This window comes from Caldovatus aquaticus, from assembly GCF_019458025.1.
In the GTDB taxonomy this organism is placed as follows: domain Bacteria; phylum Pseudomonadota; class Alphaproteobacteria; order Acetobacterales; family Acetobacteraceae; genus Caldovatus; species Caldovatus aquaticus.
Genome location: NZ_JAHZUY010000040.1, coordinates 21,266 through 35,116 on the forward strand (window position 1 = coordinate 21,266; position 13,851 = coordinate 35,116).

14 protein-coding genes are annotated in these 13,851 nt (G+C 76.3%); 6 read left to right on the top strand and 8 right to left on the bottom strand.

The annotated features are described in order from the left end of the window. Positions 1–8: 8 nt before the first annotated feature. Positions 9–395, bottom strand: coding sequence for a (2Fe-2S) ferredoxin domain-containing protein (locus tag K1J50_RS13310; RefSeq protein WP_456304559.1), 387 nt, complete (start codon positions 393–395; stop codon positions 9–11). A 77-nt stretch (positions 396–472) separates the two neighbouring features. Here K1J50_RS13310 and K1J50_RS13315 point away from each other — a divergent pair, with 77 nt between their 5' ends. Genes K1J50_RS13315 through K1J50_RS13325 form a run of 3 tightly spaced genes read left to right on the top strand, consistent with a single transcriptional unit; the run spans position 473 to position 4,072 of the window. Then, the gene (locus tag K1J50_RS13315; RefSeq protein WP_220118199.1) at positions 473–2,557 is read left to right on the top strand and encodes a thioredoxin domain-containing protein; all 2,085 of its coding nucleotides are present in this window, start codon (positions 473–475) and stop codon (positions 2,555–2,557) included. Between the two features lie 40 nt (positions 2,558–2,597). Next, positions 2,598–3,104 carry a methylated-DNA--[protein]-cysteine S-methyltransferase gene (locus tag K1J50_RS13320; protein ID WP_220118200.1) on the top strand — a complete coding sequence of 169 codons (507 nt, stop codon included), beginning with the start codon at positions 2,598–2,600 and terminating at the stop codon, positions 3,102–3,104. After that, positions 3,101–4,072, top strand: a complete 972-nt coding sequence (locus tag K1J50_RS13325; RefSeq protein ID WP_220118213.1) for a quinone oxidoreductase family protein — start codon at positions 3,101–3,103, stop codon at positions 4,070–4,072. Before K1J50_RS13320 ends, K1J50_RS13325 begins: the two co-directional genes overlap by 4 nt. 64 nt (positions 4,073–4,136) lie before the next feature. Here K1J50_RS13325 and K1J50_RS13330 read toward each other — a convergent pair whose 3' ends face one another. From K1J50_RS13330 to secB, 7 genes are all read right to left on the bottom strand, one after another. Next, positions 4,137–4,943 carry a Crp/Fnr family transcriptional regulator gene (locus K1J50_RS13330; protein WP_220118201.1) on the bottom strand — a complete coding sequence of 269 codons (807 nt, stop codon included), beginning with the start codon at positions 4,941–4,943 and terminating at the stop codon, positions 4,137–4,139. A 440-nt stretch (positions 4,944–5,383) separates the two neighbouring features. Beyond that, complete coding sequence (locus tag K1J50_RS13335) at positions 5,384–5,722, bottom strand: cell envelope biogenesis protein OmpA (protein WP_255575265.1); 339 nt, start codon at positions 5,720–5,722, stop codon at positions 5,384–5,386. A gap of 142 nt (positions 5,723–5,864) precedes the next feature. Further along, positions 5,865–7,139, bottom strand: coding sequence for a transcription termination factor Rho (gene rho, locus K1J50_RS13340; protein WP_220118202.1), 1,275 nt, complete (start codon positions 7,137–7,139; stop codon positions 5,865–5,867). Positions 7,140–7,481: 342 nt separating this feature from the next. Beyond that, positions 7,482–7,934: a protoporphyrinogen oxidase HemJ gene (hemJ, locus tag K1J50_RS13345; protein ID WP_220118203.1), complete on the bottom strand. Its 453-nt coding sequence runs from the start codon at positions 7,932–7,934 to the stop codon at positions 7,482–7,484. 130 nt (positions 7,935–8,064) lie between these two features. Further along, entirely contained in the window at positions 8,065–8,766 is a 702-nt protein-coding gene (locus K1J50_RS13350; RefSeq protein ID WP_220118204.1) for an HAD family hydrolase, read from the bottom strand. Continuing rightward, a complete protein-coding gene (gene hemH, locus K1J50_RS13355; protein ID WP_220118205.1) occupies positions 8,763–9,863 on the bottom strand; it encodes a ferrochelatase in 1,101 nt (366 codons plus the stop codon). The genes K1J50_RS13350 and hemH overlap by 4 nt, the downstream gene beginning before the upstream one ends. Positions 9,864–9,937: 74 nt before the next feature. After that, positions 9,938–10,456 (bottom strand): protein-export chaperone SecB, encoded by a 519-nt coding sequence (secB, locus tag K1J50_RS13360; protein ID WP_220118206.1) that lies wholly within the window; start codon positions 10,454–10,456, stop codon positions 9,938–9,940. Positions 10,457–11,022: 566 nt separating this feature from the next. Between secB and K1J50_RS13365 the strand changes: the two genes are divergently transcribed. The 3 genes from K1J50_RS13365 to K1J50_RS13375 all read left to right on the top strand — a co-directional run. Further along, positions 11,023–12,060: a class I SAM-dependent methyltransferase gene (locus K1J50_RS13365; protein WP_220118207.1), complete on the top strand. Its 1,038-nt coding sequence runs from the start codon at positions 11,023–11,025 to the stop codon at positions 12,058–12,060. Next, entirely contained in the window at positions 12,057–12,839 is a 783-nt protein-coding gene (pgeF, locus tag K1J50_RS13370) for a peptidoglycan editing factor PgeF (RefSeq protein WP_220118208.1), read from the top strand. Before K1J50_RS13365 ends, pgeF begins: the two co-directional genes overlap by 4 nt. Before the next feature lie 70 nt (positions 12,840–12,909). Then, on the top strand, positions 12,910–13,851 hold a 942-nt coding region (locus K1J50_RS13375), incomplete at its 3' end, for a hypothetical protein (protein WP_220118209.1).

The window sequence follows — 13,851 nt, forward strand, 5'->3', positions numbered from 1 at the left end:
CGCACGACTCATCCCTTGGGGGGCGGCACATCCTTCTCGGTCAGCATCAGCCGCCGGACCCGCCCGCCGCGCACCAGATGCATCTCCAGGATCTCGTCCACATCCTCGCGCGTCTTCGGGCTGTACCAGACGCCCTCCGGGTAGATCACGAGGGACGGCCCGAACTCGCACCGGTCCAGGCACCCCGCCACGTTCACCCGCACCCCCTCAAGTCCCAGCTCCTTGGCGCGCGCCTTCATGTAGTCGCGCAGCGCCTCGCTCCCCTTCGCCGCACAGGATCCGCGCCGGTGCCCCTCCGGCCGCCGGTTGCAGCAGACGAACACATGCGCGCGGTAGTAGAGCGGGGGATCCCTCTCCTCGGCTCTCGTCCCCATCTCAGGCACGGCGTCGTTCACGGAGCGATCTCCCGGCTGGGCAGAAGACAACCGCAAGCCCATCTAGCCGCCCACCGCACCGTCGGCCAGAGGTTCCCATGCCCAACCTTCCCCCCCTTCCCCCGCCGGAGAACCTGCTGCGCCACGCCACCAGCCCCTACCTGCTGCAGCACGCCGGCAACCCGGTCCACTGGCGTCCGTGGGGTCCCGAGGCGCTCGCCGAAGCGCAGGCTACCGGCAAGCCGATCCTCCTCAGCATCGGCTACGCCGCCTGCCACTGGTGCCACGTCATGGCCCACGAGTCCTTCGAGGACCCGGAAACGGCGGCGCTGATGAACCGCCTCTTCGTCAACATCAAGGTGGACCGCGAGGAGCGCCCCGACATCGACGCGCTCTACATGAGCGCGCTCCACCTCCTCGGCGAGCAGGGCGGCTGGCCGCTCACCATGTTCCTCACGCCCCGGGCGGAGCCCTTCTGGGGCGGCACCTACTTCCCGCCGGAGCCGCGCTGGGGCCGCCCTTCCTTCCGCCAGGTGCTCCTCGGCGTCGCCGAGGCCTATCGGAACGAAGGCGACAAGGTCGCGCAGAACGTCTCCGCCCTGAAGGGTGCGCTCTCCCGCATGGCCGAAGCCAAGCCCGGCCCCTTCCCCACGGAGGCCCTCCTCGATCGCGTCGCGCGCGCCCTCGTGCGCGCCACCGACGCCCGGGAGGGCGGCCTCGCCGGCGCGCCGAAGTTTCCCAATCCGCCGATCTTCCGTTTCCTGTGGCACATGCACTTCCGCCTCGGGCAGCCCGCCTGCGCGGAGGTCGTGCACCTGCTGCTCAGGCGCATGAGCCAGGGCGGCATCTACGACCATCTCGGCGGCGGCTACGCCCGCTACAGCGTGGACGCGATCTGGCTCGTCCCCCACTTCGAGAAGATGCTCTACGACAACGCCCAGCTCCTGGAGCTGCTGGCGCTGGCGCAGGCCGCCGCACCCGATCCCCTCTACGCCGAGCGCGCCGCCGAGACGGTCGCCTGGCTGGAGCGCGAGATGCTGACCGAGTGGGGCGCCTTCGCCTCCAGCCTCGACGCCGACAGCGAGGGCGAGGAAGGCAGGTTCTACCTCTGGACCGAGGCCGAGGTGGACGCGCTGCTCCCTCCCGAGGACGCCGCGCTCTTCAAGGCCATCTACGACGTCTCCGCCGAAGGCAATTGGGAGCACCGGGTCATCCTCAACCGCCGCCGGCACGCCGAGCGCCTGTCCGACGCGGAGGAAGCGACCCTGGCCCGCTGCCGGCGCGCCCTGTTCGAGGCCCGGGCAAAGCGCGTGCCGCCCGGCCGGGACGACAAGGTGCTGGCCGACTGGAACGGCCTCGCCATCGCCGCCCTCGCCCGCGCCGCCGCCGCGTTCGGCCGCCCGGAATGGCTCGCCCTCGCGCGCCGCGCCTTCTCGTTCGTATCCGGAACGATGGCCGCCCGCGACGGGCGCCTCCTCCACGCCTGGCGCGCCGGCCGTGCCGGCGCCGCCGGCCTGCTCGAGGACCACGCCGCCATGGCGCGCGCCGCGCTTGCCCTCCACGAGACCACCGGGGAGCCGTCCTGCCTCGCCCGTGCCATCGCCTGGGCGGAGGCCGCGGACCGGCATTTCGCCGCGCCCGGCGGCGGCTACTTCGAATCCGCTGCGGACGCGACCGACGTGCTGATCCGCAGCCGCAGCGCCGCCGACAACGCCACCCCCTCGGGCAATGGGCTGATGGCGGAGATCCAGGCCCGGCTGTTCCACCTCACCGGCGAGGACCGCTGGCGCCAGGCCGCCGAGCGCACCATCGGCGCCTTCGCCGGCCACGAGGGGATCGGCGCCATGCCGACCTTGCTTGCCGCCGCGGATCTCCTCGCCGAGGGCGCGTCCGTCGTGGTCGCCGGCGATCCGGAGGATCCGGCGGCGCGGGCGCTGGAACAGGCCGCCCTCGCCCATCCCGACCCCGCGCTCGTGCTGCTCCGCGCGCCGCGGCCCGATGCCCTCCCCCCCGGCCATCCGGCCGGCGGCAAGGGCCCGCTCGCCGGCCGGCCCGCGGCCTATGTCTGCCGCGGCGGCACCTGCTCGCCGCCCGTCGCCGACCCCGCGGCGCTGCGCCTCGCCCTTGCCCGGCGGCCCCCGCCGGTACCGGCCCCGGCTCATGGCGCCGCGCCGCCGGCTTGACGGCCTCGTTGCGGCGGGGCATCCGCGCCCTCCGGTCGCCATGCCCCAGCTCTCGCTCCACACCCCCTGCGGCGAGCTGACCCTGACCGAGGAGGACGGGGCGATCGTCGCGCTCGACTGGGGCCGCGGCCGCGACCAGGCGCCGACGCCGCTGCTGCGCCGCGCCGCCGCGCAGCTCCAGGATTACTTCGACGGTCTCCGCACCGGATTCGACCTGCCGCTGAGCCCGGCCGGCGGCACCCCCTTCCGCCGCCGCGTCTGGGCCGCCCTGCGCGCCATCCCGCCCGGCGAGACGCGGAGCTACGCCGCGCTCGCCCGCCAGCTCGGCAGCGCGCCGCGCGCCGTGGGCCAGGCCTGCGGCGCCAACCCGATCCCCATCCTCATCCCCTGCCACCGCGTGGTGGCGGCGGACGGCTCGCTCGGCGGCTATTCGGGCGGCGACGGTTTGGCTACGAAGCGGTTTCTCCTCGATCTCGAACGGCGCGCGCTCAGCCGGCGTGCGGCGGCGACGGGATCCGAACCCCAGGGATGGACCAGGCCCCCATGAACCACGCCATCCGCATCCACGCGCACGGCGGCCCCGAGAAGCTCGTCTGGGAGGAAGTCCCGCTTCCCGACCCGAAGCCGGGCGAGGTGCGGGTCCGCCACCGCGCCGTCGGGCTCAACTTCATCGACGTCTATTTCCGCACCGGCCTCTACAAGGTCCCCTCCCTGCCGGCGACCATCGGCATGGAGGGTGCCGGCGTGGTCGAGGCCGTCGGCGAAGGCGTGACCGAGTTCAAGCCCGGCGACCGGGTCGCCTATGCCGGTGCGCTCGGCGCCTATGCGGAGGCGCGCTGCCTGCCCGCCGACCGCCTGGTGAAGCTGCCCGACGGCATAGACTTCGTGCAGGCCGCGGCGATGATGCTGCAGGGCATGACCGCGCAGTACCTGCTGCGCCGCACCTACAAGGTGCAGAAGGGCGACACCATCCTGGTGCACGCCGCCGCGGGCGGCGTCGGCCTCATCCTCTGCCAGTGGGCGAAGCATCTCGGCGCCACCGTGATCGGCGTGGTCAGCACGCCGGAGAAGGCGGAGATCGCCAAGGCGCACGGCGCCGCGCACGTCGTCCTGACCGGCGAGAACCTGCCGCAGCGGGTGAAGGAGATCACCGGCGGCGCGATGGTGCCCGTGGTCTATGACAGTGTCGGGCGCGACACCTTCCTCACCTCGCTCGACTGCCTGCGCCCCCTCGGGCTGATGGTCAGCTACGGCAACGCCTCCGGTCCGGTCTCGATCCCCGACCTCGGCATCCTCGCCGCCAAGGGCTCGCTCTACGTGACGCGCCCCACCCTCAACACCTACACCGCCTCGCGCGCCGACCTGCTCGCCACCGCGCAGGAGCTGTTCGACGTGGTGCTGAGCGGCGCGGTGAAGATCCGGGTGAACCAGACCTTCCCCCTGAAGGACGCCGCCGAGGCGCACCGGGCGCTCGAAGGCCGCAAGACCACCGGCAGCACCGTGCTGCTGCCCTGACCGCGCCGCCCGGGGCGTTGCGCGGATCGTCCGCCGGCGCGCGCCGCCGGGCCGGCGGCAGCCGCTATCCCCCGGCCCGCGCCTCGGCCAGCGCCGTCTCGACCGCCTGGCGCAGCGCCGCAGGGTCGCGCAGCACCAGCGCGCGGCGGCCGACCTCCACCAGCCCGCGCCGCGCGAGATCGGCCAGCTCGCGCGAGACCGCCTCGCGCCGCGCGCCGATCCGCGCCGCGAGGTCGCGCCGCGCCGGCGGCGGGCTGACCACGATCCGCTCCGCGTTCCCCGGCGCCGGCCGCGACAGGCGCAGCAGCTCCGCATAGAGCCGGTGGCGCACCGGCAGCGCCGAACGCTCCAGCAGCCGCGCGTTCTGCGCCCGGACGCGCGCGGTGAACAGCCGCAGGAGCCGCAGCGACACCGCGGGCGAGGCGGCAAGGATGGCCAGGAACGCGTCCGCCGGCAGCACGCAGAGGCGCGAGCGCAGCAGCGCCCGCACCCCGGCCGCGGGCGGCGGGGCGGCGCCGCCGATCGCCGCCATCTCGCCGAAGAAGCTGCCGGGGCCGATCTCGTCGAGGATCGCCTCGCGCCCGCCCGGCGCGCGCAGCAGCACCCGCAGCGCGCCGCGGTCCACCAGGAACAGGTCGGTGCAGGCGTGGTCGAAGTCGAGCACCATCTGGTCGGGCTCCACCTCGATCCAGCGCGCCTCCGCCGCGGCGCGACCGAGGGCGGCACGGTCGGCCTCGGCGAAGAGCGGGAAGCGGGCCAGCCACTGCGCCGTGCTCGACCCGGCCGCGCGGGCCGAGGCGGCCCCGTCCGGGGCGATGGTCGCGGCCGCCGATGTCACCGGAGCGGCCGAGCGGGGGGCAGGAGAGCTCATGGCGGTCGCGGGGGCCTCGTCGGCATGCGCCGCTCCGGGATGGAGCGTGCGGCTCGGGAGCGCAACTTGCCCGCGCCAGCCCGCGCCGCAAGGGGGCATCGTCGCGCCCGCCGCCCGGCGGCCGGACGAACCCCCGGGCGCGGCGCTCCGGCCTCGGCCGCTCGCGCCGAACGGCGCTCCCGGCGCCGGGTTGACGCCGCACGCCCGGCCGATGCCTGCGGCGCGGCGGCGGAGGTTCCGGTGCGCGCGCGCAGGTGCGCGGCGACCGCACGCTGACGGGGGATCATGCGGCTCCCCGGCGCCGGCGAGGAGGGCCCCGCCCCCGCGCCGCAAGGTCGGCGGCAGGCGGCGGCGCCGTGGCGGCATCGCCCGGGTGTCCGTCGCCTCTCGCCCCGGAGGCCGGGACGGCAGGTCCGCCCGGCGCGACCGCGGGGCGGGCGTCAATACCGGTAGTAGTAGCCCTGCGGCGGGGCCGCGTAGGCCGGAGCATAGGCCGCGCCGTAGCCCGATCCGTAGGCCGGCGGCGGCGCCCCGTAGTAGGACTGCGGCGGCGGCGTCGGGGTCGTGGCCGCGCCGACCGCGGCGCCGCCGACGCCGCCGATCAGCGCCCCCGCGACCGCACCGCGGCTGCCGCCCGCGATCCCGCCGATCGCCGCCCCGCCCAGCGCCCCGATCCCGGCGCCGCCCAGGGCCCGCTGGGTCGGGTCGTAGGGGTTCGTGCAGCCCGCGCCGGCGAGGGCGATGCCGGCCAGCAGCAGGGCGGTGGGCTTGCGGATCATGGAGGCCTCGCTTCGTGCGCGTTTCGGTCCGTGGCGGGAGGTGCCAAGGGCGCACACAAAATACCACAGACAATCCCCTGCCGGGAACGCGCCCTCCGCTCTTCGGCCGAGAGGCGAGGTCGGCGCCGCGCGGCCCGGCCGCTCAGGTGTTCATCGCGTCGAAGAATTCCTGGTTGGTCTTGCTGTACTTCAGCTTGTCGAGCAGGAACTCCATCGCGTCCATCGTCCCCATCGGGTTCAGGATGCGCCGCAGCACCCACATCTTCGACAGCGTCGCGCGGTCCACCAGCAGCTCCTCCTTGCGGGTGCCGCTCTTGGTGATGTCGATCGCCGGGAAGACGCGCTTGTCGGAGAGCTTGCGGTCGAGGACGATCTCGCAGTTGCCGGTGCCCTTGAACTCCTCGAAGATCACCTCGTCCATGCGGCTGCCGGTGTCGATCAGCGCGGTGGCGATGATGGTGAGCGAGCCGCCCTCCTCGATGTTGCGCGCGGCGCCGAAGAAGCGCTTCGGCCGCTGCAGCGCGTTGGCGTCCACGCCGCCGGTCAGCACCTTGCCCGAGGAGGGCACGACGCTGTTGTAGGCGCGCCCGAGGCGGGTGATCGAGTCGAGCAGGATCACCACGTCGCGCTTGTGCTCGACCAGGCGCTTGGCCTTCTCGAGCACCATCTCCGTCACCTGCACGTGGCGCGTCGCCGGCTCGTCGAAGGTCGAGGAGATCACCTCGCCGCGCACGGTGCGCGCCATGTCCGTCACCTCCTCCGGCCGCTCGTCGATCAGCAGCACGATCAGGAAGACGTCCGGATGGTTCGCGGTGATGGACTTGGCGATGTTCTGCAGCATCACCGTCTTGCCGGTGCGCGGCGGCGCCACGATCAGCGCGCGCTGGCCCATGCCGATCGGCGCGATCAGGTCGATCACGCGCGGCGTGTAGTCCTTCTGCGGGCCCTTGGCGACCGACTCGAACTCCGGATGCTCCATCTTGAGCCGCCGCGTCGGGTAGAGCGGGGTCAGGTTGTCGAAGGTGATGCGGTGCTTGAGCGCCTCCGGCGGCTCGAAGTTCACCGAGGTGACCTTGAGCAGGGCGAAGTAGCGCTCGCCGTCCTTCGGCGCGCGGATCTGGCCCTCCACCGTGTCGCCGGTGCGCAGGCCGAAGCGGCGCACCTGGGCGGGGGAGACGTAGATGTCGTCGGGGCCGGGGAGGTAGTTCGACTGCGGCGAGCGCAGGAAGCCGAAGCCGTCGGGCAGGATCTCGAGCGTGCCGTCGCCGTGGATCGGCTGGTCCTTCTCCGCGAGCTGCTTGAGGATCGCGAACATCATGTCCTGCTTGCGCAGGCTGGACGCGTTCTCGATCTGCAGGTCCTCGGCGAAGGAGAGGAGGTCCGACGGGCTCTTGGCCTTGAGTTCTGAGAGGTGCATGGTCTGGACGCGTCCGGTGGAAGGCTTGCCGGGACCCTGGCTGCGACCGGTCGGCCCGCGCGCCCGTCCGGGGAGGACCCGTGGCGGGGCGAGCGGCCCCCGTCGTTCCGCCGGATGCGCACCCCGCCGCGAGCAGGGCAGAACCCGGCGATGTCCCGAGGAGGAAGGAGGGAGGCGAGCGGCACGGGCCGGCGGGCCCGCCGCCTGTGCCGCTGCCGGGAAGCCGTGCAACCCTAGGAGCGGCACGGCTTTCCGTCAACCCGAAGCTTGGCGCGCGCGGCCGGTTTTCAAGGGCTTTTGCGGCGATTTTCTCCCGCCCCGCCGTCGCCCGGCGGCGGGGCCTCAGAACGGCTTGACGATCACCATCACCACGATCAGCACCAGCAGCACGGTCGGCACCTCGTTCGCCGCGCGCCAGTAGCGCTCCGAGTGCCGGCGCTGGTCGGCGGCGAGGTCCTTCCGGGCGTAACCGAGATGGTGGTGGAACACCGTCATGCCGGTCAGGCCGAGCAGCTTCCCGTGCCACCAGCCGGCCGACCAGTCCACCACGCCCGGGGTCAGCACCAGCATCACCCCGAAGACCCAGGCGGCGATCATCGCCGGGTTCATGATCCCGCGCAGCAGCCGCCGCTCCATGGTCTTGAACAGCTCGGAGGCGGCGGAGCCGGGCTCGGTGGCGGTGTGGTAGACGAACAGCCGCGGCAGGTAGAACAGCCCGGCCATCCAGGCGAAGACCGAGATCAGGTGGGCGCTCTTGGTCCAGGGATACCAGGGCGCCAGGGCCTCGATCGTCACGCCGCCCCCCGTCCCGCCGCTATCGCGCCGCCGTCCGCGGGCCGGCGCCGGGCGCTTTCCCCGGCAGGATCGGCGTCACGGCGCGTCGCACCGGCATCGGCGGCCCCCTCCTCGCGGCGATGGCGGGATGCTAGCAGCCCGGCTCCCCCTCCGGCGAGTCGAGGCCGAGCAGCCCCGGCAGCGCCGCCATGGCGGGCAACGGCTCCGCCCCGAGCCCGGCGAGGAGCGCCGCCCCGGCCTCGTCGGCGAGGCCGAGCACCCGGCCGCAGCCCGCCGCCAGCGCCGCGCGCACGCCGAGCAGGCTGTCCTCCACCGCCACGCACGCCGCGGGATCGGCGCCGCAGGCGGCGGCGGCGGCGCGGTAGAGGTCGCCCGCGGGCTTCGGCCGCGGCACGTCCTCGAAGCTCAGCACGCGCGCGCCGAACAGCGGCGCGAGGCCGAGCCGCTCGAGCTTCGCCGTGAGCTCGAGCCGCGCCGAATTGGAGGCGCAGGCGATCGGGATCCCCGCCGCCGCCACCGCGCGCACCGCGGCGATCGCGCCCGGGACCGGCGCGACCTCCTCGCGCAGCGCGCGGGCGATGCGCTCCGACAGGCCGCGCCCCCAGCCCGGCGGCAGCGGGCCGGTGCGCGCCTCGATCGCCGGCACCATGTCGGGCAGGGCCATGCCGAGGAAGGTCTCGCGCGCCTCCGCGGCGGTCATGCGCCAGCCGCGGGCGGTCCGTTCCTCGGCCACCAGGCGGTTCACCAGGGCCTCGCTGTCGGCCAGCACCCCGTCGCAGTCGAACAGCACGGCGGCGGGGCGGCGGGGCGGACGCGGCGCGGACCGGCTCACGCCGCTTCCCGCGCCGTCGCCGCGGCGCGCGCGTGCGGGCACGCCGTGCAGGGCCTCGGGCACTGCCGCGCCCCGGCGAAGCTGCAGAGCGCCCGCCCGCCCGCCCGCGCCCGGCGCACCAGGCCGGCGAGCGCGGCGATGAAGGCGGGATCGGCGTTCTGCGCCGGGACCCGGAAGTAGCCCGGCACGCCGAGCCGCTCGGCGAGATGCCGGTATTCCACGTCGAGCTCGACCAGCGTCTCCGAGTGCTCGGAGACGAAGGCGATCGGGCAGACCAGCACGGCGACGCCCTCGCGCGCGGCGCGCGCGATCTCCTCCCCGGTCGAGGGCCCGATCCACCTCTGCGGCGTCACCCGCGACTGGTAGCAGAGGGCGTGGTCGAGGCCGGGGATGCCGAGCGCCTCGCACAGCGCGGCGACGCTCCGCTCCACCTGCCACTGGTAGGGATCGCCGGCGCGCACGATGCCTTCCGGCAGGCCGTGGGCGGAGAACAGCAGGCGCAGCGGCACCCCGGCCGGCAGCGCGGCGCGCGCCGCGTCGTAGGCGCGGCGGACGATGGCGGCGGTCGCCTGCACGAAGGCGGGGTCGGAGTGCCAGCAGCAGAGCGTGGTCGTCGGCACCGCGCCGAGGCCCGCGCGCGCCGCCGCCTCCCGCCACGCCGCGACCGAGGAGCCGGTGGTGGTGGTGGAGAACTGCGGATAGAGCGGCAGCAGCAGGATCTCGTCCGGCGCCCAGGCGGCGACCGCGCGCGCGGCGGCGTCGCTCATCGGGTGCCAGTAGCGCATGGCGACGAAGCACCGCGCCGCGAAGCCGGGTTCGTCGGCGAGCGCCGCCTCGAGCGCCCGCGCCTGCCGCTCGGTCAGCTCGAGCAGCGGCGAGCGGCCGCCGAGCAGGGCGTAGTTCTCGCGCGCCGGCCGCGTGCGCCGCCAGGCGATCAGGCGCCCGAGCCAGGGGCGGACGAAGCCCGGCGCGCGCAGGATCGCGGGGTCGGTGAACAGGTTGACGAGGAAGGGGCGTACCGCCTCCGGCGCATCCGGGCCGCCGAGGTTGAACAGCACGACGGCGAGGCGGGGGCGTCGGGCCGCGGAGGTGTCCATCGCCAGGGAGATGACCCGCGCGCGGCCGCGGTCAAGGGAGGCCGCGCCGGGTCGGCGCCTGCGTCCGCCCGCGCTCAGGCCGTCCCGACCGGCGCCTGGCCGCCCGGCTGCGCCGCCGCGCCGCGCCGGCTCTGCCACAGGGCGACGAAGTCGATCGGCGAGAGCAGCACCGGCGGGAAGCCCCCGTCGCGCGTCACGTCGGCGAGGATGTTGCGCGCGAAGGGGAAGAGCAGGCGCGGGCACTCGACCAGCAGCACGGGCTCGAGCAGGTTCGGCTCGATGTTGACGGTGAAGATGCCGCAATAGACGAGCTCGGCGATGAAGGCGGTGCGCTCGCCGGCGCGGGCGTCGCAGCGGATCTGGAGCGCCACCTCGTAGACGCCCGGCTGCTCCAGCGGCCGCGCCTGGACGTCGAGCGCGATGTCCATGCGCGGCTGCTCGCGCAGCGCGAGGAAGATGTCCGGCGCGCCCGGGACCTCGAAGGAGAGGTCCTTGGTGTACTGCAGGTTGAGGATCAGCGGCCCCTGCGGCGCGGCGGCGGGCTCGCCGGCGCTGCCGTTGCCGGGCGGGACCGGGGAGGACGGGTCGGACATGGGGTGGACTCGGGCTCCGTCTGCGGCGAGGGGCGGGACGGCTAGCACGCGGCGCGCGGTGCGGCCAGCGCCGGCGCCGCCCGGGCCCCCGCCGCCCGGGCGGCGAGGATCCCGGCGCCGGCGCCGCGCGCCGGTGGCCGAGACCGGCGCGAGAGAGGAGGGTCGCCGTCCCCGGGGGCTGCTCGGGGCGGCGCCGCGAGCCTTCTCGTCCCCGGGCTCGTCCCCGGGCGCGCGTTGCCGGGCCGCCGCCCGCGCCGGTCCGGGCCGGCGCGGCCGCGTCCCCGCCGGGCGCGGTGTTCCGCCGTCGCCGGCGCCCCGCCGGTGCAGGGGGTTGGCGGCGCCGGCAACCGCCTGCCGCCCGGCGGCGATCCGGTGTCGTCCCCGCACCGGGCCGCCGCGGCGGGAAGGGGCCCGGCCGGCCCCTCGCCCGCGCCGCCGGCAGGGGCGGCGCGACCGCAGGTCGCCACAGGGAGGAGGCGGCCGGCACGGTTCCTGCTATTCCGCCCCGCGGAGGAGCCGATGATCCGTCCCCGCCGCGCCGCCGCCCCGTCGCCCCCGGCCGCGCCATGAGGCCGCCGACGCCGCCCGCCGCGCCGCCGGCCGCCGAGCGCCTCGACCGCTTCATGGCCCGCGCCGTCGCCGCCTACTACGCGACGCGCGATCCCTTCGGCGCCGCCGGCGACTTCACCACCGCGCCCGAGATCAGCCAGGCCTTCGGCGAGTGCCTCGGCCTCTGGGCCGCCGTCACCTGGGAACTGATGGGCCGCCCCGATCCGGTGCTGCTGGCCGAGCTCGGCCCCGGGCGCGGGACGCTGATGGCCGACGCCCTGCGCGCCGCGGCCGAGGTGGCGCAGCCCTTCCGCCGCGCCGTGCGGGTCCACCTGGTCGAGGCCTCGCCGCGCCTGCGCGCGGCGCAGCGGGCGCGGCTCGGCGCGGCGGTCGCGGCCTGGCACGACGACCCCGCCGCGCTGCCGCCCGGCCCCGCCATCCTGCTCGCCAACGAGTTCTTCGACGCGCTGCCGATCCGCCAGTTCGTGCGCCGCGGCGCCGCATGGCGCGAGCGCTGGGTCGCCGGCGGCGCCTTCGTCGAACGCCCCGCCGGCGCGGACGCCCCGCCCCTGCCCGCGGAGGCGCCCGAGGGGGCGGTCCTCGAGGTGAACGAGGCCGCCCGCGCCCTCTCCGCCGCGCTCGGCGCGCGCCTCGCCGCGCAGGGGGGCGCGGCGCTGATCCTCGACTACGGCCCGGCCACGGGCGGCTTCGGCGACAGCCTGCAGGCGGTGCGCGCCCACGCCCGCGCCGACCCGCTGGCCGCGCCGGGCAGCGCCGACCTCACCGCCCATGTCGACTTCGCCGCCCTCGCCGCCGCCGCGCGCGCCGCCGGCGCCGCCGTGCACGGGCCGCTGCCGCAGGGGGTGTTCCTGCAGCGCCTCGGCCTCGCCAGCCGCGCCGCGATGCTCGCCGCCGCCCGGCCGGCGCAGGCCGCGGCGCAGCTCTCCGCCGCGCACCGGCTGCTGGCGCCGGAGGGGATGGGGCGGCTGTTCAAGGCGCTCTGCCTGTGCCATCCGGGCCTCCCCGCCCCGCCGCCCGGATTCGAGCCCGCATGAGTGTCGCCGAATTCCTCGCCGCCCGCTCGCTCGCCGGGTTCCGCCACGGCTTCTTCACCCGCCGCGGCGGCGTCTCCGGCGGCCCCTTCGCCACGCTCAACTGCTCGCTCAACGGCCGCGACGACCGCGCGGCGGTGCGCACCAACCGGGCGCGGGCGATGGACGCGCTCGGCCTGCCGCCGGCGGCGCTGCACGGTCTCCACCAGGTGCACGGCGCGGCGGTGGCCACCCTCGCCGCGCCCGGCGCCTGGAGCGAGGCCGACCGCCCGCAGGCCGACGCGCTGGTGACGGACCGGCCGGGGGTGGCGCTCGGCATCGTCACCGCCGACTGCGCCCCGGTGCTGTTCGCCGACGCCGCGGCGGGCGTGATCGGCGCGGCGCACGCCGGCTGGCGCGGCGCCGTCGCCGGCGTGCTCGAGGCGACGGTGGCGGCGATGGAGCGCCTCGGCGCCGCGCGGGCGCGCATCGTCGCCGCGATCGGCCCCTGCATCCGCCAGCCGAGCTACGAGGTCGGCCCCGACCTGCGCGCCGCCGTGCTCGCGCGCGACCCCGCGGATGCGCGCTTCTTCGCCCCCGGCCGGCGCGAGGGGCGCTGGCAGTTCGACCTGCCCGGCTACTGCGCCGCGCGGCTCGCCGCCGCCGGCCTCGCTGCCGTGGAGGCGCTGGCCGCCGACACCCTCGCCGACGAGGCGCGCTTCTTCTCGCACCGGCGCGCCACGCTCGCGGGCGGCGGGCCGATCGGGCACCAGCTCTCGGCCATCGCGCTCGTGCCGGGCTGAGGCGAAGAGGCCGCGATGCCCTATCTCGTGATGTTCGTCGTGCTGATCCTGCTGACGCTGCTGGTCTCCTGTGTGCTCGCGCTCTGAGCGGCCGGCGCGCCGGCGCGCGTTCCTGCTGGCGCCGCTCGCCCTCCTCGGCCTCGCCGCCTGCGGCGACCTGCCGCAGCCCTTCCGCGGCCGCCCCGGCGCGCTGGGCGCGCAGCTCGCCGCTCCGCCGGCGCTGCGCATCGCCGTGCCGCGCCCGGCCGGGGCGCTGCTGGCCGACGATTCCGCCGACCTGCTGGCCGAGGCGCTGGCCGAGGCGCTGCGTGCGGCCGAGATCCCCGCCGCCGCGACCGAGCCGCTGCCGCTCGACTGGCGCCTCGCCGTCGAGGCGGAGCGCGAGGCGGGCGGACGCGAAGTGGTGCCGCGCTTCGTGCTGCGCGACGCCGACGGCGCCGAGCTCGGCGCCGTCGGCGGCGCCGCGGTGCCGCTGCGCGCCTGGGCGGAAGGCGAGGCCGAGGCGCTGCGCGCCGCCGCGCGCCAGGCGGCGCCGGGCATCGCCGAGATCGTCGTGCGGGTCGAGGCCGCGCGCAAGGCGACCGATCCGGCCGCGCTCGCCGCCGGGCCGCCGCGGCTGCGCCTGGTGCCGGTCCGCGGCGCGCCGGGCGACGGCAACCGGGCGCTGACTGCGCGCATGCGCGAGGTCCTCGCCCGGCGCGGCTTCCTGGTGCAGGACGAGGCCGAGGGCGCGGCCTACGGGGTGCAGGGCGTGGTGGCGATGGCGCCGGGCGCCACGCCGGCAGTGCAGCGCGTCGAGGTGCAGTGGATCGTCACCCGCCGCGACGGGCAGGAGCTTGGCCGCGTGCTGCAGTTGAACGAGGTGCCGGCGGGTTCGCTCGACGGCCTGTGGGGCGACGTCGCCTACGTGGTGGCGCAGGAGGCCGCGGGCGGGGTGCGCGACGTGATCCGCAACGCCGGCGGCCTGCCCGGCGCGGACGGGCCGCCGCCCCCGGCGCGGCCGGCGGCGGCC

Coding starts and splice junctions, on each gene's coding strand:
- K1J50_RS13315 (WP_220118199.1), top strand. CDS start 473: ATGCCCAACCTTCCCCCCCTTCCCCCGCCGGAGAACCTGCTGCGCCAC.
- K1J50_RS13320 (WP_220118200.1), top strand. CDS start 2,598: ATGCCCCAGCTCTCGCTCCACACCCCCTGCGGCGAGCTGACCCTGACC.
- K1J50_RS13325 (WP_220118213.1), top strand. CDS start 3,101: ATGAACCACGCCATCCGCATCCACGCGCACGGCGGCCCCGAGAAGCTC.
- K1J50_RS13330 (WP_220118201.1), bottom strand. CDS start 4,943: ATGAGCTCTCCTGCCCCCCGCTCGGCCGCTCCGGTGACATCGGCGGCC.
- K1J50_RS13335 (WP_255575265.1), bottom strand. CDS start 5,722: ATGATCCGCAAGCCCACCGCCCTGCTGCTGGCCGGCATCGCCCTCGCC.
- rho (WP_220118202.1), bottom strand. CDS start 7,139: ATGCACCTCTCAGAACTCAAGGCCAAGAGCCCGTCGGACCTCCTCTCC.
- hemH (WP_220118205.1), bottom strand. CDS start 9,863: ATGGACACCTCCGCGGCCCGACGCCCCCGCCTCGCCGTCGTGCTGTTC.
- secB (WP_220118206.1), bottom strand. CDS start 10,456: ATGTCCGACCCGTCCTCCCCGGTCCCGCCCGGCAACGGCAGCGCCGGC.
- K1J50_RS13365 (WP_220118207.1), top strand. CDS start 11,023: ATGAGGCCGCCGACGCCGCCCGCCGCGCCGCCGGCCGCCGAGCGCCTC.
- pgeF (WP_220118208.1), top strand. CDS start 12,057: ATGAGTGTCGCCGAATTCCTCGCCGCCCGCTCGCTCGCCGGGTTCCGC.